The sequence below is a fragment of the Halosimplex rarum genome (assembly GCF_047715405.1).
In the GTDB taxonomy this organism is placed as follows: domain Archaea; phylum Halobacteriota; class Halobacteria; order Halobacteriales; family Haloarculaceae; genus Halosimplex; species Halosimplex rarum.
Window position 1 is genome coordinate 130,264 of the sequence record NZ_CP180413.1, and the last position, 24,381, is coordinate 154,644.

Annotated in this window: 15 protein-coding genes and 3 pseudogenes; 12 read left to right on the plus strand and 6 right to left on the minus strand. The window is 60.0% G+C overall.

Features of this window, described 5'->3' with window-relative positions:
• The first annotated feature begins 150 nt into the window (after positions 1 to 150).
• Positions 151 to 816, plus strand: a pseudogene (locus tag ACMGFH_RS22380) (helix-turn-helix domain-containing protein).
• A gap of 29 nt (positions 817 to 845) precedes the next feature.
• Here ACMGFH_RS22380 and ACMGFH_RS22385 read toward each other — a convergent pair.
• Complete coding sequence (locus tag ACMGFH_RS22385; protein WP_415383347.1) at positions 846 to 1,493, minus strand: hypothetical protein; 648 nt, start codon at positions 1,491 to 1,493, stop codon at positions 846 to 848.
• A gap of 31 nt (positions 1,494 to 1,524) precedes the next feature.
• Complete coding sequence (locus ACMGFH_RS22390) at positions 1,525 to 2,448, minus strand: DUF955 domain-containing protein (RefSeq protein ID WP_415383348.1); 924 nt, start codon at positions 2,446 to 2,448, stop codon at positions 1,525 to 1,527.
• Between the two features lie 265 nt (positions 2,449 to 2,713).
• Here ACMGFH_RS22390 and ACMGFH_RS22395 point away from each other — a divergent pair.
• The 3 genes and pseudogenes from ACMGFH_RS22395 (at position 2,714) to ACMGFH_RS22405 (ending at position 5,899) form a co-directional block, all read left to right on the plus strand.
• Positions 2,714 to 3,743: pseudogene (locus tag ACMGFH_RS22395) on the plus strand (Cdc6/Cdc18 family protein).
• 282 nt (positions 3,744 to 4,025) lie between these two features.
• Entirely contained in the window at positions 4,026 to 4,469 is a 444-nt protein-coding gene (locus ACMGFH_RS22400; RefSeq protein ID WP_415383349.1) for an ester cyclase, read from the plus strand.
• A 32-nt stretch (positions 4,470 to 4,501) separates the two neighbouring features.
• The gene (locus ACMGFH_RS22405) at positions 4,502 to 5,899 is read left to right on the plus strand and encodes an FAD-binding oxidoreductase (protein WP_415383351.1); all 1,398 of its coding nucleotides are present in this window, start codon (positions 4,502 to 4,504) and stop codon (positions 5,897 to 5,899) included.
• A gap of 322 nt (positions 5,900 to 6,221) precedes the next feature.
• Here the strand turns inward: ACMGFH_RS22405 and ACMGFH_RS22410 are convergent, their stop codons facing one another.
• A complete protein-coding gene (locus ACMGFH_RS22410; RefSeq protein ID WP_415383353.1) occupies positions 6,222 to 6,911 on the minus strand; it encodes an SOS response-associated peptidase in 690 nt (229 codons plus the stop codon).
• Positions 6,912 to 7,094: 183 nt separating this feature from the next.
• On the opposite strand from ACMGFH_RS22410, the pseudogene ACMGFH_RS22415 reads away from it, so the two are divergent.
• A pseudogene (locus ACMGFH_RS22415) lies at positions 7,095 to 9,039 on the plus strand (type B DNA-directed DNA polymerase); the annotation flags it as partial.
• 375 nt (positions 9,040 to 9,414) lie between these two features.
• On the opposite strand, the gene ACMGFH_RS22420 reads toward ACMGFH_RS22415, so the two are convergent.
• Together ACMGFH_RS22420 and ACMGFH_RS22425 are read right to left on the minus strand one after the other, a co-directional pair.
• Positions 9,415 to 9,666, minus strand: coding sequence for a HalOD1 output domain-containing protein (locus tag ACMGFH_RS22420; protein ID WP_415383354.1), 252 nt, complete (start codon positions 9,664 to 9,666; stop codon positions 9,415 to 9,417).
• 81 nt (positions 9,667 to 9,747) lie between these two features.
• Positions 9,748 to 10,236 (minus strand): Lrp/AsnC family transcriptional regulator, encoded by a 489-nt coding sequence (locus ACMGFH_RS22425; protein ID WP_415383355.1) that lies wholly within the window; start codon positions 10,234 to 10,236, stop codon positions 9,748 to 9,750.
• 877 nt (positions 10,237 to 11,113) lie between these two features.
• On the opposite strand from ACMGFH_RS22425, the gene ACMGFH_RS22430 reads away from it, so the two are divergent.
• The 7 genes from ACMGFH_RS22430 (at position 11,114) to ACMGFH_RS22460 (ending at position 20,033) form a co-directional block, all read left to right on the plus strand.
• Positions 11,114 to 11,992, plus strand: coding sequence for a magnesium transporter (locus ACMGFH_RS22430; RefSeq protein WP_415383356.1), 879 nt, complete (start codon positions 11,114 to 11,116; stop codon positions 11,990 to 11,992).
• A gap of 188 nt (positions 11,993 to 12,180) precedes the next feature.
• Positions 12,181 to 12,954 carry a heliorhodopsin HeR gene (gene heR, locus ACMGFH_RS22435; RefSeq protein ID WP_415383357.1) on the plus strand — a complete coding sequence of 258 codons (774 nt, stop codon included), beginning with the start codon at positions 12,181 to 12,183 and terminating at the stop codon, positions 12,952 to 12,954.
• 457 nt (positions 12,955 to 13,411) lie between these two features.
• The gene (locus tag ACMGFH_RS22440) at positions 13,412 to 14,389 is read left to right on the plus strand and encodes a hypothetical protein (protein WP_415383358.1); all 978 of its coding nucleotides are present in this window, start codon (positions 13,412 to 13,414) and stop codon (positions 14,387 to 14,389) included.
• 97 nt (positions 14,390 to 14,486) lie between these two features.
• Positions 14,487 to 14,687 (plus strand): hypothetical protein, encoded by a 201-nt coding sequence (locus ACMGFH_RS22445; protein ID WP_415383359.1) that lies wholly within the window; start codon positions 14,487 to 14,489, stop codon positions 14,685 to 14,687.
• Complete coding sequence (locus ACMGFH_RS22450; RefSeq protein WP_415383469.1) at positions 14,630 to 14,920, plus strand: exodeoxyribonuclease VII large subunit; 291 nt, start codon at positions 14,630 to 14,632, stop codon at positions 14,918 to 14,920. The genes ACMGFH_RS22445 and ACMGFH_RS22450 overlap by 58 nt, the downstream gene beginning before the upstream one ends.
• 457 nt (positions 14,921 to 15,377) lie before the next feature.
• Entirely contained in the window at positions 15,378 to 17,279 is a 1,902-nt protein-coding gene (locus tag ACMGFH_RS22455; RefSeq protein WP_415383360.1) for an ABC transporter ATP-binding protein, read from the plus strand.
• 885 nt (positions 17,280 to 18,164) lie between these two features.
• On the plus strand, positions 18,165 to 20,033 hold the full coding sequence (locus tag ACMGFH_RS22460; RefSeq protein WP_415383361.1) for a hypothetical protein: 1,869 nt from the start codon (positions 18,165 to 18,167) through the stop codon (positions 20,031 to 20,033).
• A 169-nt stretch (positions 20,034 to 20,202) separates the two neighbouring features.
• On the opposite strand, the gene ACMGFH_RS22465 is transcribed toward ACMGFH_RS22460, so the two are convergent.
• Complete coding sequence (locus tag ACMGFH_RS22465; protein ID WP_415383362.1) at positions 20,203 to 23,538, minus strand: PAS domain S-box protein; 3,336 nt, start codon at positions 23,536 to 23,538, stop codon at positions 20,203 to 20,205.
• Positions 23,539 to 24,381 lie beyond the last annotated feature (843 nt).

The window sequence follows — 24,381 nt, forward strand, 5'->3', positions numbered from 1 at the left end:
TTACCCTTGATTACGAGATGCGGTTGTCCTGAGTGTCATGTCGAGCCTAAGTACCGGTCTAAGAATCCCCTATCTGTACTGTGATAACTAGAACCGAAATTTCCGGGACAATACTGATATCGTTAGATACGATACCGATAACTAGCGATGATGGAGTACGTCGACGAAACGGCAGCGAAAATCATGTTGGCGGTTCGGCCGGGCGACTCGATCCGGTGGATCGCCCAGAAGATCGACGGCTCCTATTCATGGGTTTACGACTGGATCGAGCGGTTGGAGGACGCAAGCTTCATCCGTCGCGATGATGGCGTCTATATTGAGGATTACACCGTTTGAGACCGCTACTACGAGATGGTCGCGGCCATCTCTCGATCAGTGGCTCCGTCGATCGATGAGGGGTACGTCATTCCCCACTTCGCCGGGATGCCCTTCGCGTATACGAAGATCGATAGCGTCTACGTCTGGACGCATGGCGGTTATCAGATCGCCCGTGGCCACGACGACTATCCGATCTTCATCCAGGTCGACGACCAACACGTCGAACAGTGGACGGCGTTCTTTGATGAGTTCGCGATTCCGAGCCGGATCGAAGAGCGGCCGGATGCGACTGACTACGATGCGACCGTCTCGTACGTGTTGTTCCCGACGAATGGGAGCATCACTCGCGAGTGGGTCGACGGCAATCCGGTCATTTCGTTGGACGAGGCAATCGAGCATATGTTGGAATACCGAGTGAACTACGAGCCAGCGTTGGAGATGTTCGCCGAGGAGTACGATCGAGAGATCGATGCTTCCCACGACGATCCACGTCTTTAACCATGAGTCTTGGCGAACGCGAAGCCGAGCTACTGGAAACGTTGGACGCAGTCATCGACGCTGAGTGACCGTACGTTCTGGTTGGCGGATGGGCGATCGCAACGTTCAACCAGCGGTTCACGACGGATGTCGATGTCGTCATTCCCGGGCAGGCGATCGACGACTACACTGCACTTCTCGCTGACCGCGACTATGAGAAAATTGCCGACATCGAACGGAATGACCGCTACGAAGGCCGTACCATCCGGTTCGAGAAAGATATCGGCAATCTCGTTCGGTTCGACGCGATGGTCGATGCGTTGGGGTGTCGCCAGACGGAAGCCGAGTGGTCGTACCGCTATCTGGCACAGCATTCCGTTACGGCGGAGCTCCGAACTGGCCACCCGGTAACAGCGAAGATTCCGGAGCGAGAACTGCTGTTTGCCGTGAAACTCCGCAGCGGTCGGAAGGCGGATTCCTGAGATTTGGTGGTGCTTGCTGCCGATGCGGATTTTGATCGGATTGCAACCCATCTCCAGCGCGGCGATCTGGAGAAACTTGCCGGGCGGATCGATACGGTCCTCGAACGGCTCACCGCCGACGGCTTCGAAGATGCGTTCAAAGGCGTGTTCGAACAACAGACCATCCCGAAGCAGGATATCGATACTGTCGTGAATTTTCTTCGCGACCAGCAGCAACGTCTCGACTCTGACTTCTAATGATCTTCGTTCAGCCGTCCAGTACCTCGATGATCTTTTCGGCTGTGGTACTGACCCGGCCAAGCCGCTCTCGAACAACGTCCGGATTATCCGACTCCCACGCGGCCAGGTAGAACACTGACCCGCTCATGTCGAGCCCAAAGTAGCGCCCGACGACGTACGCGACGGCTTCGGCCTCGACTTCGCATTTCGCCCGCTCGGTATCGTCGTCGACGTCGAAGTGGAGGAGGGCGTGCGCGTACTCGTGAATCAGCGTCCGCGCGAGGTCGGCCTCGTTCTCTCGATCACGTACCTCGACGAGCGGCTGGGCGTCGAAGAGACTCAGCTGCTCGCAGATGCCCTTCGCCTCGCCGTGGGTCCACTCCTCGGCTGGAACGATTCGCACCGTCACGCCGAACTCTTCAGCGGCGGCAATCAGCTGTTCGACGAGGTCGTCAGCGTCCCTGGTCGCTTCCGCGTCCAGGTCGGGAAGTGGCTCGCCTTCGGTCTGGGAGATGTCGAACATCGGCGCGGGCTTGAACCCGACAAGGCCCTCGGACCACTCCTCGGGCGGCGTCTCGTCGTACTCACAGTTACTGTTCTCGTGGTAGCTCGGCGAATTCTCGCACTTCGGGCACTGGTTCGTGATGATCGGCGCCCAGATCCAGATGGCTGACTCGCCCTCTTGGACGTGCCGGTCGAACTCCTCCTGCCACGTCCGGTAGCCCGCAACCCGGCTCGTCTCGGGACACTGGCGGTTGATGAGAAGCGTGTTCCGGTAGGAGTAGTCGTGGAAGCGACTCTGGACGTCGAGCCACTCCTGAAACTCGTCGCTCACCTTGGCTTCGTCGACGGCCGTGACGAGGTCGTCGATCCAGGCGTCGATCGTGCTGTGCATCTCATCGCGTCGTGTGTCGGTCTCGTCGAAGGAGACCGATGACTCAGTTGTCTCCATGAATAGCGACTCCGTTGGACGGAAGGCGCCTCCGGCAGGACGCGCCCCACCCCTCAGGGGCGCAAACAGAACACACGCGAGCGCCACCCGACACGTTCCCGGAAATCGGCTACAGCCAAGACTGGTTTTCGGGAAACACCGACCGTAGCCATTCGAAAACGGCACAGAATGGACCCTATTGCTGACCCAGATATCCCACTCTCACCCTTTCCCGGAAACGCCCCGCATATGTTTTTGTAGTCAAAGCCGGAATCACTGTACCAGAATGATCCGCGATGCTCGCGTGTTGCGCGCCCGGTTCGTCCCGCGAGAGGTTGAGCATCGCAACGCCGAGGTCAATCACCTCTCCAGCGTGCTCGAACCGGTCACGAACGACGAGCCGGCGAACACGGCGCTCGTGACCGGCCCCAGTGGCGCGGGCAAGACCTGTATCTCGAAGTTCGTCGCCGAGCGCCTCCGCGAGGAAGTCCTCGACGTCGAGTCGACGTACGTCAACTGCTGGCGCAACTACACCCGCTATCGCGCCCTGTATCAGATCCTCGACGACCTCGGCGAGACGCTCGACATCCACCGCCAGTCCACTCCCCACGACGAACTCGTCGACCGTCTCCAGAGCTACGATGGGCCGCGACGCGTCGTCATCCTCGACGAAGTCGACCAGCTCGAAAACCCCGCGGTCATCTACGACCTGCACAGCCTCCCGCAGTTCGCGCTCATCTGTATCGCCAACACGGAAGAGCAACTGTTCGACCGCATCGACGAACGGCTTGTCAGCCGCCTGCGGTCGAGTGAACACGTCCGGATGGACAGCTACCACGACGAGCAACTGCGCGATATCCTCGCCGCGCGAGCGAAGTGGGGGCTGGACCCCAACACCATCGAGGCCGACCAGCTTCACCGGATCGCCGACGCCGCCGCCGGCGACGCCCGGCTCGCGATCGGTATCCTCCGCACGGCCGCGAGCAAGGCCGACCGGGAGAACCGCGAAAAGATCACCGATGAACTCCTGCTCGATGCTGCCTCGGACGCCCGGGCGCAGATCAAACAGAAGAACCTCGACGCGCTGACGCCCCACCAGCAGGTCGTCTACGACGTCGTCCGCGAGCACGGCCCCCCACGGGCCGAGCGAGATTCACGACCACTACAGCGACCGGGTCGACGATCCGCGGACCCAGCGGACGATCCGGACGTACCTCTGGAAGATGACCCAGTACAACCTAGTGAAGGCCGAGGGCACGAGTCGCGATAGGGAGTACGCGCTCGTGGATGCGACGGCGGCCTCAGCCACGCAGTAGTTTTGATCTCGTTGGGACTCCCAACCGGTGATAGTTCTGAGGGCCTGTGCTGAGACACAGTGCAGATCTCACATAGATCCAATTTACGAGTGGTGACAGCGGGATCAGTGAAGCCACCAAGCAGTGATGGATTTCGGCTGTCGTACTGAATATAGGGCGCGTATCGGTCACGAGATCGGTTCTGAATCACCACCTATTGAGCAACTATCGATCGGCGGAGAGCGCGCATCAAGCAGATATGCTCATCTCGATACGCTTCTTAATTATTAATGGTGGACCATAATGGCAGCTACAAACCAACGTATCGAGCAGAACAAGCGGATCGCCCGCCGCATTCCAGAAGAACTAGCTACGGGCGGCGACCTCGATTTGATCGAAGAAGTATATGCAGTGGATGCCGTCGAACACGACCCGTTCGGTGACCACAGTGGGCGGACGGCAATCCGAAAGAGCATGGAAGGCCTTCTCGTCGCGTTCCCGGATTTCTCGGCGACTGTCAAGGAAATCATCGCCGAAGGAGACATGGTTGCCATGCGGGTGACGCTCAAGGGGACTCACGAGGGGGAGTTTCTGGGATCCGAGCCGACCGGGCGAAAATTCGAGGTCGAGAATGCGGTGTTCACCCGTCTCGACGACGGGATGGTCGCCGAACGGTGGGTACAGCCCGACACGTTCGGACTACTGCGACAACTCGGCATTGAGTCGGTGCCACCGGAGCACCGATGACCAATACCACAATCGCCACCCGAGATGGGCCGATGACGACGTTGTCTGAAGAGACACTCGAGACGTTCGAGCAGCAGCTTCGTGGTTCACTTCTCACTCCGTCGGACGATGGATTCGAGGAAGCGACGCGCCTGTGGAACGGCATGATCGACAAGACCCCGGCACTCGTGGTTCAACCGACGGGCACGGCCGACGTCGTGGCCGCGGTGAACTTCGCTCGAGATCACGAACTCCTGCTCTCGACAAAGGGTGGCGGTCACAATATCGCCGGGACGGCTCTAGCTGACGATGGTCTGACTATCGACATGTCCCGACTACGCGGGGTCCTCGTTGATTCCGAGGCGAGAACTGTAACGGCGCAGGCTGGGTGCCTGCTCGGCGATGTCGATCGGGAGACCCAACTCCACGGTCTGGCCACTCCGCTGGGCTTTGTTTCTGAGACTGGACTCGCCGGCTTGACCCTCGGTGGGGGGTTCGGCTACTTGACCCGTCGGTTTGGGTGGACAGTCGATAACCTGCTTGAAGTCGAAATCGTCACCGCCGATGGGAAAGTTCACCGCGTCAACCGCGAGCAGAACGCCGAACTCTTCTGGGCAATTCGAGGGGCCGGGCACAACTTTGGTGTCGTCACGTCGTTCACCTACAGCCTGCATGAGGTCGGCCCCACTGTCTACGGCGGGCTTATCGCCTGGCCCTTCGAACGGGCAGATGAAATCCTCGAAGTCTACAGAGAGATAACCACTGCAGCGCCCAGGGAGCTCACCGTGTTTCTGATCCTTATGCGGGCACCGCCGGCACCATTTGTGCCCGAAGAGGCTCACGGAATGCGGATCTGTACCATGACGGTCTGCTACAGCGGCGATCTGAACGAGGTTGAAGAGGCGCTCGCCCCTATTCGGAAACTGGGCGATCCCGTCGTGGACCTGCTACAAAAGCGCCCCTACACCCAGTTGCAGTCGCTCCTCGACGCGACCAACCCGAAAGGGATGCACTATTACTGGAAGACGGAGTTTGCCGCAGAGTTGAGCGATGACCTCCGCTCAACCATGCGGGACCTGGCCGCAGAGTGTCCCATTCCGGGTGCGCAGCTCGTCATTGCCCACGTCGAAGGAGCCCTCAACGAGTACGATGACGACGAGGGTGCGGTCGGCAACCGCGACATCCGCTTCATCTACGGTGTCTCGGGCAAATGGGAACCCGACGAGCCAAACGAAGAGCAGTTCCGCCACTGGGTTCGAGATGCGTGGGCAAAGATTCGTCCCTTCTCGACCGGTGGGAACTACGTTAACTTCCAGACCGCCGACGACGACGAGGAGCGCCTCCGGGCGACCTACGGCGACAACTTCGCCCGTCTCGCCGAGGCAAAGACGATGTACGACCCGGACAACGTGTTCCGTTCGAACAGGAACATCAACCCGAAGGCGGTGTAACCCAGTTGATTGGAAAAGGGTTGTATCGCCCTGCAGCCCGAGTTATTGCTATGTTTCCGATGATGCGATCCAGCGGGTCCTTCCTCTATCTCGACCATCCTGTTGAATCCACTCTCTGTATTCAGCGGGCCACTCCCATCGATTATTGCAGAATTTAACCAAGCCAGCTACCCCGAAGATCGGCTAAGAAACCGTGTTTCCGCTTTTATCCACCATAATCGTTGATGTGCTCCAACCCAACAATTGCTTTCGGCAAGAACGTGATGGCAGCAAAGGAACGAATGGGAAGAGGTGCCCGACACTAGAACTCTCACCGCTCAACCTACGACGACCCGAACTCCCCGAGTCCCGACTGCTCGTGGCCAAGCGGCTCCAGCACTGTCGCTTCATCGTTGTCGGGATTGTTGACCTGCGTCGAGATCTCGTAGGCATCTAGATCCCCATCAGGATACGGCTGACAGAGCTCAGCCCGCTCGCCCGGACCCGCAGTCAACCATTGGTCTTCGGCGTCGGCTGGCAATACGACCGGCATTCGGTCGTGGATCGGGGCCATCAGGTCGTTTGGCTCGGTCGTTAGAATCGTCACGCAGGACACGTCCTCATCATCGCCATCCCACGTCTCCCATAGCCCGGCGATCGCGAATGCAGGGTCGTCGGGACGATAGACCCGATACGGTTGCTTCGATCCGCCGTTTTGTTGCTGCCACTCGTAGAAGCCCGACAAGAGCACCAGACACGGCCGTGATTTCCAGGCGTCCGCGAACGCACGCTTCTCGGCCGCTGTCTCTGAGCGGGCGTTGATGAAACCTTCCTCGGGTTCGTCCGCCCAGGACGGGATCAGACCCCAGTGGGACTGGTCGATCGCGTCGGTCGCTTCGTTCGTGATGACCTCCAGTGGCTCTCCGGGCGCGATGTTGTACCGCGGCGTGTACCCGCCGTCGGTGACGACCGTCGCGTCGAACCGGTCTTCGAGGTCGTCCTGCGGGATGAAGAGGGACGTTCGACCACACATGACCCCGTCTACGCACTCCGTGGGCTTGAACTCCCGACCCGCCTGGAAGGTGCCCCGGAAGGGGCACTACTCCGCTGTAAATCCGCAGGACGTGACCGCGATCGGACCTCTCCGAGCCACTGTTCTCTGAAACCCGGAAGAGACACGCCACGGCTTATTCTGAATCCGTCCCTCTTTGCAGATATGTCAGAGCACACTACGACGAAGTCGGACTCGATGGCGACCCGGCTGTCGGTCGACCGGCCCGTCCGCGATGCCGATCGGAACCAAGAGTTCGCTGGCGAGAATACCCCGGCCGGCGACCTGGCCTGCTTTAACGTGGATTTCACCCGGGAGTTTTGCTACTGTCTCGAAACGGGCTGTGACCCGACGCCGACAGGCGACCTTGCCACGCTCCGACTGGCCGTCCCCGTCACCGAGACGGCAGGCGATAGCTACGGCGAACTCACCGTCGACGGCGAGTCTGTCACAGGCTCGCCCGCGAGCATCGTCCGGGCTGTCCAGGCCACTGTCGACGACCGGGATCCGGACGTGCTCGTCTGCTCGACGAGCGACCTCGTCCCAACACTGTACGATATGGCTACCGACGCCGGCGTCAATGAGTTCTCACTGAGTCGGTGGCCAGACGTCGAGTACCAGCAACTCGCCGGGCGATCCACGTACGCCAGTTACGGCCGCGTCGGCCACTCACCCGCTCGATACAACGTCCCCGGCCGAGCGATCGTCGACGAGTCGAACACCTTCTTCCACGGGGAAACGAATCTCGACGGTATCCTCGACCTGGTCGGACGGTCGCACAAGCCGCTGCAGGAACTCGCGTGGGCGTCGATCGGGAACGTCCTCACGGCCATCCAGATCCGCGAGGCGACCGCTCGCGGTGTGCTGACGCCTTGGAACTCCTGGCGCCACGAGTTCTACAAACCGATGGGGACGCTCCACGACGCCGACCGGGGCGGGTTCATCTTCGCTCCCGACGTGGGTTACACGAGGACGTCCACGAACTCGATTTCTCCAGCCTCTACCCGAACATCATCTGCACTCGTAACGTCTCGCCGGACGTCATCCGCTGTGAGTGCCATCGCGACCGTGCGGACGTGCCCGAACTCGACTACGCGATCTGTGACGAGCAGGGATATCTCGTCGACGTCCTCCAACCGATCATCGACGACCGTGATGCGATCAAAAAGACGCCATCCGCGAGGAACGCCAGCGCGACGATCCCGACGAGGACCGCCTGCAAGCGCTCGAAGGGCGGTCGGACGCGCTGAAGTGGATTCTCGTCGCCTGCTTCGGCTATCAGGGCTTCTCGAACGCCAAGTTCGGCCGGATCGAGTGCCACGAAGCGATCAACGCTTACGCTCGCGAGATCCTGCTGCGAGCGAAACAGCGCCTCGAAGCTGGTGGGTGGGACGTCGTCCACGGCATCGTCGATTCGATCTGGGTGACGCCCAATCCCGAGTTCGAGTCGAGCGAGCGCGAGGACCTGGATGCGATCGCCGCCGACCTCACTGACGAGATCGGGATCCGCCTCGAATACGAAGCAGCGTACGACTGGGTCGCGTTCGTCCCGCAGCGCGAGAGCGACGCCGGTGCGCTGACGAAGTACTTCGGGAAACGTGCTCACGAAGAGTCGTACAAGACACGCGGTATCGAAGCCCGGCAGCGCTCGACGCCACCGTTCGTCGAACGCTTCCAGCGTGACTGCATCTGCGTCCTCGACGAGACCCGTGACCCGGAGTCGGTCGTCGACCGACTGGAGACGGCCATTGGCCTGCTCGAGGCGGGTCGCGTCGACCCAGCCGACCTCGTCGAGCGGAATCGCATCTCGAAACCGGTCGACGCCTACACCCAGTACACCCAGAACGTCGCCGCGCTCGAACGCGCCCGCGACCAGGGCCTCGACGTCCACCCCGGTCAGGACATCGAGTACGTGGTCGTCGACGACGAGAAAGGATCTCGGGAGCGGGTCGCACTCGCCCACGAAGCGGTCGACGACTACGACGAATCGTACTACGAGACACAGCTCGTCCGCGCCATCGAGAGCGTCCTTTCGCCGCTGGGATGGGATCGGACCGAGATTCGCCAGCGGCTCACCGACACCACTGACGCAACGCTTGCGGCGTACTCAGAGTGCGTAATCGCTTCTGACCAGCAAGATTTGGACAGGTATCGGAAAGAACCGCACGAGCCGAGGGTAACAGAGACCTATTCACAAAATGGTTGTTTTCATCGTAGAACTGGCTGAATGCACTGGTAAGTAGACTTGCTTACAGACCAGATCTCATGAGAGTCGTACACGATCGGTTTCAGTGACGTTCGAACTCATAACGTATTCGATGATGCAGTCTTCACAAATGGATGCCCGATAGCTATTCTCACACCCACATGTTACTTTAGTCACTTTCCCATCCTCACTTTGACAATCGGTACATTCCATAGTGATCGAGGGGGTAGTAACGGATACTTATGTTCTACAGAACGGTTCATAGTTTCACTACGTTAGCTATCCACTGTAGTCCTTGATTGCCACATGGCCATCGGCATCTACCGTAACCTCGTAACTGTTGTAGTTGAATACCACTTTCCCCAGTGATGACCGCCCAGCGAACACTTTGTCCAACGCATCGGGGTCAACTACGTCGTACAGCGGTGGCGCTAATTCCGTTGGTCGAATACCCTCAACGGCAGCTACTGCATCGATTACTGCCCGACTCACTCTCTGACTATCCGTCTCGGCGGTCTGAACTTGACTCATCAAGAATGACTATGCTTCCGCTTCGGATAAACATGTCGTCTATTTTATATTAACCACTGTGTCTTAAATACGGGCTGGAAATCATCCAGTGTCGTCTTCGTTCGTGAATTCTTCTCCGAAATGATTGTAGGGAAACGCTCGAACACGTTTCAGTAGATCCATGCGCTCAATATCGATGCCCAACCCACTCATCTCACCGATGCTCTTCTCAATTTCTTGCTTGTTCTGCCCAACCAACTCAATTGAGAGATTTGCGTTATCCGTTAATAACTCACTGACACTCACCACACCAGGGACGCGAACGAGGCCGTCAACAATCTCCTCTTGGTCATCAATCGGAACAGTCCCAATGACGAGCAAGTGATGACCCATCCCCGTTTGCTCGAAGTCAATCGTCGGGTGATAGCCCGAGATAACGCCGCCCTCTTCGAGCTTGTTGATACGATTGGCGACCGTACTGGACGAAACGCCGACCTGTTCCCCGATGGAGTTCGTCGTATTGTTTCTGGCATCTTTCTGCAGGAGATACAGGATACCTTTGTCAACGGAATCAAGTCCCTCTGAGGCCATGGGTAAGGACTGTAAGGGAGCCACCAACAAGTGGGTTCCCTTGATTCGCTCAGTATCCCACCTACATTGAGCGAATTGACAGACCTGAGAATAGGTACGAATACTGCGAAATAATTCCCTAGAGGGGGCATCTTACACTCAACGGCATTCGCTTACCGAGACAGTTACCGATTTTCGAGCAAACACGGCGTCGGTCGGTTCTAAATCCTATCCAGAGTCGTCGGTTTCGCCCTGCAAGCGGAAGTTCCCACTAGAAGTATCGCGTTGCGGTAGCTCAGTCGCTTTCTCCAGAGCAACCCCAGTGATACCCTGATCTTCGAAGAATAACCGTAGGTCTGCGTGCACCTGCTCTCATACGTGTGATTCGTTGCGGTCGGAGAGCACCTCCAGTCGAACGGTAATTGTGGATGGTCCGATTCGAATGAGTTGTGTCCGGTGTACTCCGAGCACTTCCTCAACCACGCCAGAAAGGACGAGCGGAAAGAGTAGACGGTTGCGTCCGTCTTCTATCTCGAAGTGAAGGACGTCGGCCTGTCGTCTCTTGACGTCAATGACGGGGAATGTACTGCCACACGAATAGCACTCGTTGAGCCGTGTTTAGACGCTCCTGAAGACGTCGGAAAGTGGCTAGATCGGCTACCCAAAACCAGTCCGTGTACCCCTCCTGACCAGAGTTCGTCGTTCGTACAACGAACGTAGTGGACGATCTGCACCGCGTCAAAACACGGCCCAGAGGATGGATGTAGCGTACCCTTCGTGTTATCTGGGTAGGTTCGGTACATGTTCTAGCATGGGCTCGAGTGTAGGGGACGAGACTATCCGAGACATCCTATCGAAGGATATCCCCACTTGCAACCCGGAGGACACTAAAGATGACATGCTGGACCATCTCAACGGCGAGACGTGGGAGAGCGCCGATACGATCTACGTCACCGAGTGTGGACAACTCCTGGGTCGAATCGATATCGCCGCCCTCTTCGGGTCGGCGGACCACCATCCTGCCTCGCGTCTCATGGGGCCAGCGACTGTCCAGTTGTCTCCAGACGCTGACCGAGAGCGCGCCATATTTCTCGCTATCAAAAGCGACCGTACCGAGATCCCGGTGGTAGATGGCGATGGACAGCTCATCGGGGTTGTAACCTCACAGGCCATCATCGACTCCATGCATGAGGAACATCTCGAAGACGTACTTCTCAGTGCAGGGATTCAGAAAACCAGACATAAGATCACAGAACTCGCCTCTACTCAGGTTCGCGTCGCGGTCCGAGCACGGGCCCCATGGCTCTTGTTCGGGTTGGTCGCCGGACTAATTCTCAGCGTCGTCACGAGTCAATTTGAGGCAACCTTGGAGCAGACCATTGCGCTCGCCTTTTTCGCTCCGGTGGTTGCTTACATCGCTGATTCCGTAGGGACACAGTCGGAAGCCATCGCCATCAGGGCGTTCGTCCTCTCGGACGTCGATTACGGACGCTACCTGCGACGAGAGCTCCTTATCGGGATACTTATCGGAACCATGCTGGGCGTCCTCGGCGGATTGGGGGCCGCGGTCATCGTTGGTTCGGCGCAAATCGGCGTCGTGGTGGGCCTCTCATTGTTTATTTCCAGTACTGTCGCAACAGTCCTCGCCTCGCTCATCCCAATAGGATTCATACTGTTAGACATCGATCCGGCGCTCGGGAGCGGGCCGCTGGCCACCGCACTTCAGGACATCATCAGTATCGTCATATATTTCTTGTTCGCCATTGCTCTGCTCTGATCAGTTCGTGCCCTGTATTCAGCACAGCTGCTGATACCTATCACCAATTGAGGGTTTCAACAAGGCCACGTAGGTATCTCTTCTGTCGGAGATCTGTCCCGAAGGGCTTCGATGACGGAGACGCCTGTCTGCTGGCCGCGATAAATGCTACCAAAAGACGATAACAGATGTCTACGAATAGATAGTCTATGGGAACGACGAACCCTGGCGACTGGAATCTCCGGCGATTCAACGCGGTCATGGGTGGGTTACACTTCCTTCAGGGTGCGTTAATGCTCTATCTGAGTTCCTCGCGGGAGTGGACGATCACCGCGACGCATCTCGAGTTCGACACTGAAAGCCAGCGACTTGCACCCGTCATGGAGTCGATCGGGACGATCGAGTTGGCTTATTTGGCGGTTGCGTTCCTCTTCATCTCAGCAATCGCTCATGTGCTTATCGCGACGGTTCTTTACGACCGCTACGTCGCCTACCTTGGGCAGGGAATGAATCCGTACCGGTGGTACGAGTATGCGATCAGCGCTTCGGTGATGATCGTCTTGATCGCCATGCTCGCGGGTGTCTGGGATCTTGGCACGCTGATCGCACTGTTCGGCCTCGTCGCAGTGATGAATCTCTGTGGACTGGTGATGGAGCGTCACAATCGTCTGACCGAAGAGACCGACTGGAGTTCGTTCGTCGTCGGTTCGATCGCCGGCGTTGTCCCCTGGATTGTCATCGCTGTCTCGATCCTCGGCACGTTCAACGCTGGCGGCAGCCCACCGGACTTCGTGATCGTTATCTACGCCTCGCTGTTTGTCCTGTTCAACCTCTTTGCGATCAACATGCTGTTGCAGTATCGCGAGGTCTGGAAGTGGCAAGACTACCTGTACGGTGAGCGGGCGTACATCGTGTTGAGTCTCGTGGCGAAGTCGCTGCTGGCCTGGCAAGTCTACTTCGGCGCGTTGAATTCACCGGTGTAGCTACCTCTCTTCTCGTGGATTGAGACGGGCGTCAGAGACGCAATCCGATGCCGGTAAGAGAAGCTAAAGGCCCACGTTGGGGCTCATTATTTGGTTTTGACGGTGAACCTAGAAGTGGGAGTTCAATCCATCCAGAAGAGCACTTGATTCACTGTCGATAAGCGAGCGAAGTCGCTGCTTCGATATTTTACCGTGATCGGCGTTCCGGTGACAGGAGATACAGAGCGAGATGACGCGGAGGGCGGAATGCATCGCGCGCGGCGAACGGTCGGGAACAGTGAACGGAGCCACCGGAATCGATACCCGGTCATTCCACCACCGAGAGATAGAATATGAGATACGGCTGCCACTATTGGGGCCGGGTGGCGAGGAATCGCTTCGGAACACCTCTAACCGGCGAATCAGGATGCTACCACGTATCACTACGACTATAAGATAGCAAGCGTCGTCTGAGCAGATGACTAGTATGTCGAAACAAAACGCCGAGAGTCGGATGTCTGCTGTTAGTCGTCGGAACGTTTTGCAAGGACTCGGTGCGGCGGTCGCAGGAACAGCGCTCGTGGGCGTGGGGAGCGCAGCACCAACCAAAAATCCGTTTGACACCCCGAATTCGAACTACCAGCGCGGGGAGGGGGCATCCGTTACGGGGGACGGGGACGACGTCTGGACGTTTTCCACGACGACTCGGAGCGGCAAGCCCGCGCAGCTGGGAATCTGGGTGACCAGCGACGCGTTCGAGCATCTCACGAGCCAGTCCACTAGCCAGCATCTCCATCTCGACTTCCCCGACGTTACCGATCTCACGTACACGTTCGCGGGGATCGACTGGAACCCCACTGGTCATCCACCGGCTGACGTGTGGACGACACCGCACTTCGACTTCCACTACTACTTCGTCGAGGAAGCAGCGATCGACGAACTCGTCACGCCGAGCCCGATCCCGTTCATGGGGGTCGCCACCTACGATATCCCCGAACCGTTCTGGCCGGAGCGCTACGTCTACGAGACGCCTCGCTTCATCGTGAAGCAGATGGGTGAGCACATCTACGACGAGACGTCGCCAGAATGGGATCCGGACGTGCCGTTTACGCACACGTACATCTACGGCGCGTACGACTTCGCCATCGATCCTGCCTCACCGGATGGGACGGTTGACCTTCCACTCGGCCCTGACGGCAGCCTCGTAGCACTCCCGACCTACAACGGGTCCGGGACCGGACAGCTAACGTTTACCGAACCGATGATCACCGAGGCGTTCATGCGAGATGTCGCAGCCAGCGCTGAGGGCGAAGTGTCGACTGCCGTGCCGACGCCTGCCGTATTCCCCGAAGCGGGGTATTACCCAACGAGCTATACGACCCGCTACGTCGGCAGTGCAGACGCCTATGCGATCACGCTCGAGGAGTTTGCCTGGTTCGACGCATATTCAGCGTGAGCTAGAGACCACCTATCAAGTACCCGTATCGAGAAGAGAGGACCAACTGAGCGAACCACCCAAGCCCTTATCTCGGAGACCGACACACCACAGACGCATGGAGACTGAGCCAGGGCCCGACGACGACTTTACGGCCCTGGCTGCGGAACTCGAGACGGAGACCATTACCTTCGTCGACGCGCTCAACGACGAGATAGCCGACCTCGTCGAGACGAGCGACCACCTGGACTACGACTACATCTGCGAAACGTCTCCGACTACGGCGTCTCCGCGAACGGTCACGGTCACTTCGACCTAGTCCACGACGATGCCACCATCCACTGCGTCGTCTTCGCCTCGCGACTCGGTCGCGTCGACGACGATATCGAGGACGGCACGCAGGTCGCCGTGAAGGGCGACCTCTCCTACTACGAGAGCGAAGGCCAGGTTTCGCTCATCGTCCGGCACGTCGTCCCCGTCGGCGACGGCACCTACCAGCAAGTTGGGGTAGATGTAGATCCGTCGGCCGAAGAATGCCTTAGACTGCACTGAGAGCCGCCGGCCCTCTGAGAAACGGTGGGTGGGGTGGATGTGAAACGAGAGACGGGTGGGTCTCTCGAGGCGAAGTGGATGGCTTCGCACCCGCTCATGCGGGTAGTGATCCGTTCGCTGTCTTGCGATAAGGCCCTTCCGATACCGCAGGAATGGTTGCGCTTTCGAGACCAGTTTGGCGGAACCAGACGAGCCATCCAGGGACCGGCTGCTGGGAGAGATCTGAACTGACCAACACTCGTTGCGTGATCGGAGATGAGAACCGAAGAAGACCCCGTTCTCTCCGGGTTCGCTGGCTATATATCCGTACTACATACCTTCTTGCTACATGCAAGTACCCTCCTTCCCAGGGCGCTCCGATACGATCGTTTCTCGACAGTGGACTCGTCAGTGTAGCACTCCCCAGCAGCCCATCTCGATGTGGTCGGAGACAGTCGCACGGGGGAGCTAATCCTCGATGCCCGACGACGACGACGAAGACGACATTTTCTCCGACGAACGAGAAGACATCGAGAGGCCGATGAGTCGGTTGCTGGGGAAATACGCCCGCCGGTACCCCAAGCCCGTCTGTCTCGCGCTGGCGGCGAACATGGTATCGCCACTGCTCGGGCTGGCGCCGGCGTGGCTACTCGCGCTGGCCATCGACGGCCTCTTTACAGAGAGCACGCCCTATCGACTCCCGCTCGTCCCCGTCGAGATGCTCCCAGAGACGACGCAGGGGAAGATGCTCCTCACCGTCGGCCTGTTCGTGAGTGTCTATCTGCTCACGACGATTCTCACGTGGCTCGGCAGCTGGGGGTGGGCAGTCTTCGCGGAGAACGTCCAGCACGAACTGCGGACGGACGTCTACGACAAGATGCAGGGGCTCGGGATGGAGTTTTACTCCGACCGCCAGACGGGCGAACTCATGAGCGTCCTGTCGAGCGACGTCAACCGACTCGAAGGGTTCCTGAACGGGTGGCTCGGGCAACTGCTCAACATCCTGGTCCAGGTGGTCGGCATCAGCGCGATCATGCTCGGGACGAACTGGCAACTCGCGCTCGTTGCACTCCTACCGGCGCCGCTGCTCACGCTCGTTAGCTACCTCTTCGTCAAGAAGGTCCGACCGATGTATCGCGAAGCCCGCGGAACGTTCGGTGACCTCGCGTCCAGACTGGAGAATAATCTCAGCGGGATTCAGGTCGTGAAATCGTTCACGAACGAGCCGTTCGAATCTACTCGGGTCGAAGGTGCGTCCCAGAAGCACATGGATGCCCGGTGGGGCGCCCGCCGATGGGGAATCCGTTTCGGCCCGCTGCTCACGCTGATCAATGGCCTCGGATTCGCACTCGTGTTCATGGTCGGGGGCTGGTGGGTGCTCTTCGGCCCGCCACTGGGGATGTTCTCCGGGACGGTCACTGTCGGGACAGTCGTGATGTTCCTCCAGTACACCCGCCAGATTCAGGGCCCGATGACCCAGGCCGGCCAGCTTCTGAACAACTTCGAGCGCGTGAAAGCGTCCGCCGAACGCGTGTTCGTCCTCTTCGACTACCCAGTCAGCATTCCGGAAGATCCCGACGCGAGTGAACTCACCGATGTCGATGGCACCGTCGACTTCGACGATGTCTCCTTCAGCTACCCCGACGGCGAGGAGGCGCTGACCGACGTCTCGTTCACTGCGGATGCCGGCGAGACGATTGGGCTGGTCGGTCCGACGGGCTCCGGGAAGTCCACACTGATGAAACTGCTGCTCCGGTTTTACGACGTGTCCGAAGGGTCGGTGTCCGTCGACCGGACCGACGTCCGGAGCGTGACGCTCCGAAGTCTGCGCTCCTCGATCGGCTACGTCTCTCAGGAACCGTTCTTGTTCACCGGCACGATCCGTGAGAACATCGCCTACGGACTCGACGTGACCGACGACGAGATCGAGTCGGCGACCGAGCGAGCGAACGCACACGGGTTCATCACTGACCTCGATGACGGCTACGACACCGAAGTCGGGCAGCGCGGGGACCGGCTCTCGGGCGGCCAGCGCCAGCGCATTGCGATCGCACGTGTGCTCCTGCGCGACCCAGAGATACTCATCCTCGACGAAGCGACCAGCCACGTCGACAACGAGACCGAGGTCCTGATCCAGCAGTCGCTGAACGAACTGACCGCAGACCGGACGACGTTCAGCATCGCCCACCGGCTCTCGACGGTCCGTGACGCCGACCGGATTCTCGTCCTCGAAGACGGAGAAATCGTCGAACGAGGGGGACACGAGAAATTACTGGCCACGGACGGGCTCTACGCGAATCTCTGGCGCGTGCAAGTCGGTGAACTCGGGTCGCTTCCCGACGCGTTCCTCGAAGAGGCTGCTGCGCGCGACCGTGCCTGACGGGCTCGACTGTGAATGATGCTCGCTCGGCCCCCTGTTCTCGAATCGGGCGCGGGTTGTCTGTAAGCGGGCACGTCCCATACGTTACCCCTTTTCGCTGCTCGACCAGGCGGGGTCTGTGTCTGCACTAGCATGACGAGACGAATGCGAACGACACTGCCACTTGAGCAGACCCTCGGCGTCGATGCAGGAAACGTGGGGAAGTCCGGGAACTGGGCATGTGTCCCGAGCGAAGTGGGTCACTTCGTGAGCCCGTTGTTCGGGCACTTCCGACTATCTACAGAGTTCAGCACGACTTTAGGTGCTACAATCATCCCCGTACGGGAGTTCTACTTTCACCCCGCTCAGCGGACCATTAAGTGCAAACCGGCCGATCGGGCTGGTAGAGGATCCAGTCCTCACGAGTGTCACACGCGCTCGTTCCCCTTCTGGTGATCCAAATGCAACAGAGTCCCGACCGAATCGGACGCTGTCATGAATGCGGGGCAGCTCTGTACGACGTCCACGTACTGGTCGAATACGAGACCGACGACAGTGCGAAGTGCTACGCCGAGTGTCCCGACTGCGGGACCGTCGTCCATCCCGAGTAGAACGTCCTCTTGACGTCGAAATCTGTCGCCAAAACACACACTGACAGCGACACCAGCCGCAAATCTCGCGACAGTCCACACCGGGCGGGCAATCGAACGGAGCCGCGCGCTCGTCGCCGCCCCGCCGACGTAAGCACCCACTGGAGCGCAGCGAGGCGCGGCGGCGACGAGCGCGCGGGGGCGTTCGGACGCCACGACACCATCGCGATCCGCAAAGTACAATGAATGGACATGAATAGGCCAACGTAGCTGTAGACAGATCCGCAGAATCCAGCAGCCAGACGCCCTCCCAACGATGGCGAGTGAACGAGACGCTACAGAATCGGCAGCACCGTCCAAACCCGAACCAGCCACACGCCCACCGCGGCCGCTTCCGGTCCCCGTCGAAGAGACGGATCCCAGCCCGGCCGACGACGCCCGCTTCGACTTCACCGAAGTCGTCGACGAAGACACAGTGGTCATCTTCGACTTCGGCGGGATGGAGACGCGGATCAAGCGGACGCTCACGCTCGTGCTCCTGTCGAACCTCTGGACGGCGATCAAAGCCCGCGAAGAGCGGACGCCGAGCGACGCGGACACCCCACAGGTCAACCTCTACCTCGAAGAGGCGAAAGACGTCGCCGACACCGAACTGGTGGATACGCTGCTCGCCCAGGGGCGGAGCTTCGATCTGTCGGTAACGCTGGGTGTGCAGTTCCTCGAACAGCTGGACTCGCCGGACCCGTCGAACAACACGTATCGCGAGGCGCTCAACGAGACCGCGACGTTCGTCGTCGGCAACGTCGCCGTGGACCGTCATCTGCCGGACGTACTCGCGACGGGCGACATGTCCCCGAGTGAGGTCGAGCGCCGACTCGGCGCGCTGCGTCGCGGTGAGTGGCTCGTCCGCCGGGGGGCGGGCTTCGGCGAACCGTCGGTCCGTCCGTTCCTCGGTGAGTCCCTGCCCGCCCCACCTGGTCACCCCGCCAGCGACGACACGCTCGTCGGCCGGGACCGACGTGCCTTCGAGGACGCCGTCGAGTCACTGCAGGACCGGACCCGCGAGCAAGCGGGCATCGAAATCGGCGAACCCAGTACCATCGACCACGAGTTCGGCACCACCGACGAAGATGTCGACGCCGACGCGTTACCACGCGTCGACACGCTGCTGCCCTACACGAAGCGGTTGCCCGGGTGCGTCGACTACGACGAGAGCGCACACGCGATCCGCTGTGAGGGCTGTGACAACCGCTACAACGCCAGCGCCCAGGGCATGATGCAGGCGATCGACTGCTGTCACTTCATGAGCGGAATCGACCCGGACGACTTCCCTATCTGCGACTTCAATCTCTCGCTCGCCTCGGAAGGTATCGTCGCGTCGGAGTACTCGCCCAGAGAGTTGTGTTTCATGCAGGCAGTGTACAACGCCCAGCAGAACAACTACGAGCGCCCGGAGTACGACATCGCCCGCGACTCGATGATCCGGATCCAGGAGTACGCTGGCATCGACACCGACGACGTCGAGCAACTGGTCGACGACGGGCTGGTCACCAGAGACACCGACCGCCCGTATCGCCTCTATTCACTCACGCCCGACGGCCGGGACGTGATCCAGGAGCCCCACAGTCTCGGCGTCGCGTTCGGTCACGGCAAGGGCGACCTCGACGAGTCCTCGGAGCACGACCTCGGTGTCGAGGTCAGCGACCGCTGGGCCACCCGCGAGTTCGCGAAGAACCCCGACTCCGACGTGGTGACCATCCGCCCCTACTACGACCTGAAAGAGGGGTCGATCGACGCCGACGCCTTCTTCGGTGGCGACGAGGCCGTCGAGGACGCCGCTGACGACTTCGAACACCACCGGCTGGACCTCGTCGGCCTCGACGAAGACGGCGAGATCGTCCTGACGATCGAGGTCGAACGCATCAATCACGATACCCGCCGGGCAGTGCCGGACGACTACGACAAGATGGCCACCTGCGATCCCGACGAGGCGATCTGGGTCGTGATGTCCCATCAGGACGCCCACGAGGTGCTCGCCGCGCTCAACGACCCGCTCGACGGCGACCCGCGTGTCGAGAAGACCTACTCGGAGGGGACGCCAACCCAGTCCATGCAGATCGACGAACCGGGCTTGACGGATATCTACACGGTAGCCCAGCTCCGCGACGAGATTATCGACGAGTAGTGGATGACCGCGCTCGAAACCTACGCGCAAAGGGAATCGAACACTTCGGTACCATCGGTCGCCACGGAGAGCATGGTGATGATGCTATCTGACAGAACGCCCCCGCGGGTAGGCAATAGTCTCGGAGAGGTTCGCGACTAGCAGGGTAGCTGCCGAAGCGCCGTTCCGGTCACTCGTCGACCTCGTCGGCCGCGGGCAAGATGAACGAGAACGTGGCCCCCGCACCGGGCTCCGAGTCGATCCAGATCTCGCCGTCGTGGCGCTCCACGATGCGCTCGACTAACGCCAGTCCAATCCCCGTGCCGGAATCTCCGCCACCGTGGAGACTCTGAAACACTTCGAACACCCGCTCTGCGTCTTCGGGATCGATGCCGAGACCCTCGTCCCTGACCGAAATAATCCACTGATCGTCGTTCTTCTCGGCACCGACGTGTACGTGCGGTGGTTTGTCGCCGCTGTACTCGATGGCATTGTCCAGCAGGTTCTGAAAGACCTGTTTGAGTTGACTGCCGTCACCGTAGACTCGGGGGAGGTCCTCGGCGGTGATCTCAGCGTTGGTATCCTGAATCTTCACCTGCAGGTCCTGGCGAACGTCCGCAACTACCTCGTTGAGATCGACCGCTTCGAAGGGGTTTCCGCGCGTGTCGACCCGGGAGTACTGGAGTAGGCCTTCGATCATGTCCCGCATCCGGTCAGCGCCGTCGACGGCAAACTCGATGAACTCTCGACCGTCCTCATCGAGTTGGTCTGCATACCGGCTCTCGACGAGCTGCAGGTAACTCGACACCATCCGGAGCGGCTCCTGCAGGTCGTGGGAAGCCGCGTAGGCGAACTGTTCGAGCCGTTCGTTCGATTCTTCGAGTCGGCGCTCGTACTCGCGACGCTCGGTGACGTCCTGCACGACGAGCATCCCTGCGAACACCTCGTCATCGGCGTTTCTCACGGGGAGCGTATGGGCAAGCAGGTTTCTGTTGTGGAACTCGGTCTCGAACGAATTCGCCTCACCATCGAGCGCGGCGTGGAAGTACGGCTCGATCTCCTCGATGAGTTCGTCAGGGTAGATCTCGTAGACGCTGCTGCCGATACGGTCCGCCGGTTCGACGCCAGTCGCCTCCAGAAGCTGCCCGCCGACGGCAGTGTACTCCAGATCCTCGTTGTAGAGTCCGACCGCGCCGTTCGGGAAGTTTTCTGCGAGCGTCCGGTAGCGCCGTTCGGACTCCTCGAGCGCTCGTTCGTGCTCTTTGCGGTCAGTGATGTCCTCGGCGATGCCGACGACGCGTTCTCTCCCCTCACTGCGGACTGATTCGGCTCGGACGGAGAGCCACCGAACGTCGCCATCTGGCTGGATGACCCGGTACTCCTCGTCGAACCGCTCGTCTGGCACAGTCGCGTACGCCTGCTCGACGCGCTCGCGGTCGTCCGGGTGGACGGACTCGAGGAACGTGGTAGGGTCGTCGTACAGCGACGTTCGGTCGCGCCCCCAGATATCTTCGTAAGCGGGGTTGAGGTAGAGGATTTCCCTCGTCTCGGTGTCGGATATCCAGACCATCTCCTCGAGGTTCTCTGCGAGGAGACGGAACCGGGCCTCGCTCTCTTCGAGTCGCTGTTCGCGGTGTTTGCGCTCGGTGATGTCCTGGGCCGCCCCACGGAGCGACACGACATCGCCGTCGATGGTCTCGGGAACTCCCTGGAGCCGGAGCCATCGCATGCCGCCGTCGCCTGTCCGGATTCGGGCCTCTACGTCGAACGATTCGTTCGATTCCAGGGCGGTCTCGATGGCGTCTTCGAGGGCCGATTGGCCCTCGTCGTGATACATGTCGAGAGCTGTATCCAGCGGGGGTTCCTCGTCGGCGTCGACCTCTAGCAAGTCGAACGTGTGGTCGGTCCAGAACACGTCCATCGACTCCGTGTCGATCTCCCAGCCACCGACGTCCGCGACGCGCTCGGTCCGCTCGAGGAGGTCCAATGCCCGTTCGAGCTCTCGCTTCTGCTCTTTGCGCTCTGTGATGTCCTGGCCGATGCCAACGATGCGGGCCATCCCGCCGTCTACCACGCTTGTGCCCCGGGAGTGAATCCATCGGATCTCGCCGTCGGGACGGACGACGCGGTACTCCTCGTCGAAGTCAGCTTCGGGAAGGGCGGTGAATCGTTTGCGAATGCGCTCGCGATCTTCTTCGTGGACCCTATCGAGAAACGAGAGCGGGTCGTCGTAGAGTTGCGTCCGGTCCTGTTCCCAAACCTCCTCGAAGGCGGGATTCACGTAGATGAACTCCTCGGCGTCCGGAGTGGTCATCCAGACGATCTCGTCGAGATTCTCCGCAAGCATCCGAAATCGGGCCTCGCTCTCCCTGAGGTCCTGTTCCACCGCTTTCCGGTCGGTGACGTCCTGAACGACGACCATTCCTGAATAGGTCTCGTCGCCGGCGTCGCTCACTGGGAGGGTGTAGACCGACAGATACTGATCGCGATACTCGATCTCGAACACGTTCGATTCCCCCTCGAGTGCAGACCGGAAGTGCGGCTCTATCTGCTCGAGCAACCCGTCCGGATGAAGTTCTTGAATACTGTGCCCGATGCGGTCGTCCGGCGCAACGCCGAGCGTATCCAGAAGCTGTCCGCCGAGGGCCGTGTACTCTAAGTCCTCGTTGAACAGCCCCACCGAGCCGTTCGGGAAGTTCTCGACGAGCGTCCGGTATCGTCGCTCGCTCTCCGCAAGCCTGCGCTGGGCCTCCTCGCGCTCGGTGATGTCCTGGGACATCCCGAGTGCCGCGAAGACGTCGCCCTCGCCATCTCGGACTGGCACGACCTGGAACTGATAGACCTTGTGGCCGGACTCCTCCTGGAACGCACTGGATTCACCTCTGAATGCGGCCTCGTAGCATGGAACGAGTTCGGCGGCTAGCTCCGGCGGGACGACATCCCTCACCGGCTCACCTTCCACCTCCTCGGCCGTGAGATCTATCACGTCGAGCGGGTTACCGCCGACGGTCTGATACTTGATGTCCTCGTCGACGAGTGTGACAGCACCGTTGGGGAAATTCTGGACCAGTGTCCGGTAGCGCCGCTCGGACTCCTCGAGTTTCCGCTGGTATTCCTTTTGTTCGCTGATTTCTCGAACGGCGCCGACAGTCCCCTCGAACTCGTCGCCGTCGAGGAGGCGATTGAGATATAGTTCGCACGGAATCCGGTCCCCGTCGGCCGTGGTGATTGCGACATCGAAGGGCGTGTCGTCGGCACCGTTCTCGCGGCGGTTGCGAATCACGTCTTCGATGCGGGCGACAGCCGATTCGTCCAGCAGTTCCGAGACCGACTCTCCGAGGAGGTCGCCGCGAGTATACCCGGTCATCTCGATCAAACCGTCATCGATAGCGACGAATCGTCCGTCGATGTCGAGCCGATACATACCGTCGCTGACCGTGCGGAGAAGGGTCTGACATCGTTCGAACGTCTCCTCATCCCCACCCTCCCAGAGGCCCCCTTCTGTTTCCTCTGACTGATCGCTCATACGAGTTCGAGTGGACTTCAATCCGGTTAAGGTCGTCGTCCAGTTGCAGATCCTACGCAGAGTTTCGAGTGGACACCAGAACGACCCATTCGATGGGCTGAGACCGGCTTCCACGAGTGAGAAAAGCCGGATTGATGAGCCGCACGTGAGACTCTGGGCAGGGCTCGCGACGGTCGCGCTTGAACAGTTTCGACCCCTCTTCGAACTCGTTGATCTCGTCTCTCGCCGTCGGTCTTGTCTCCCCATAACCACGGCTACCGCCAGTGCTGAGGACCGCGATCAGTCACGTTCTCAGCGGACATGGCCCCACTTACAGTCCGGATACTTCTTCGTCTGCTCGCTGAGTGGATACTATTGCCTAAACGAATAGGCCGAAGAGTGAAAGTACATCGCTGTCAATCGATGAAGTGCCCGTACATCGGGCAACGAAGCCATCCACTTCGTTGGAGCTGCCAGAACTCCACACCCACAGCCCACCCACCGAAACACCGTTTCGTAACACGCTTCGTGCCCGCCATCCGGGCACGAGGCCGCTGTATGTAGGGAACGTAGCTAGTCGATCGCCAGCAAATCGCGCGCTGTCGCGAGTCACTGGGCAATGGCGGCATCGCCACCGTGATCTGGGTCCCCACCCTTGATGGCCCTTGGAATGCTGTCTCGACGACACGGTCAGGCGAGTCCGGGGGAAACGCCCAGGGATTCTGCGGCGCACACACCGTCGAGAACAGGCGTGGACGATGCCGTACCGGTGACGTCTTCTTTCACCACCGTTCAGCAGTCAGACAACCGCGTCTCGGAACTGGCCAGTTGAGAGCATCAATCGAGCAGGGTAGCCCACAAAGT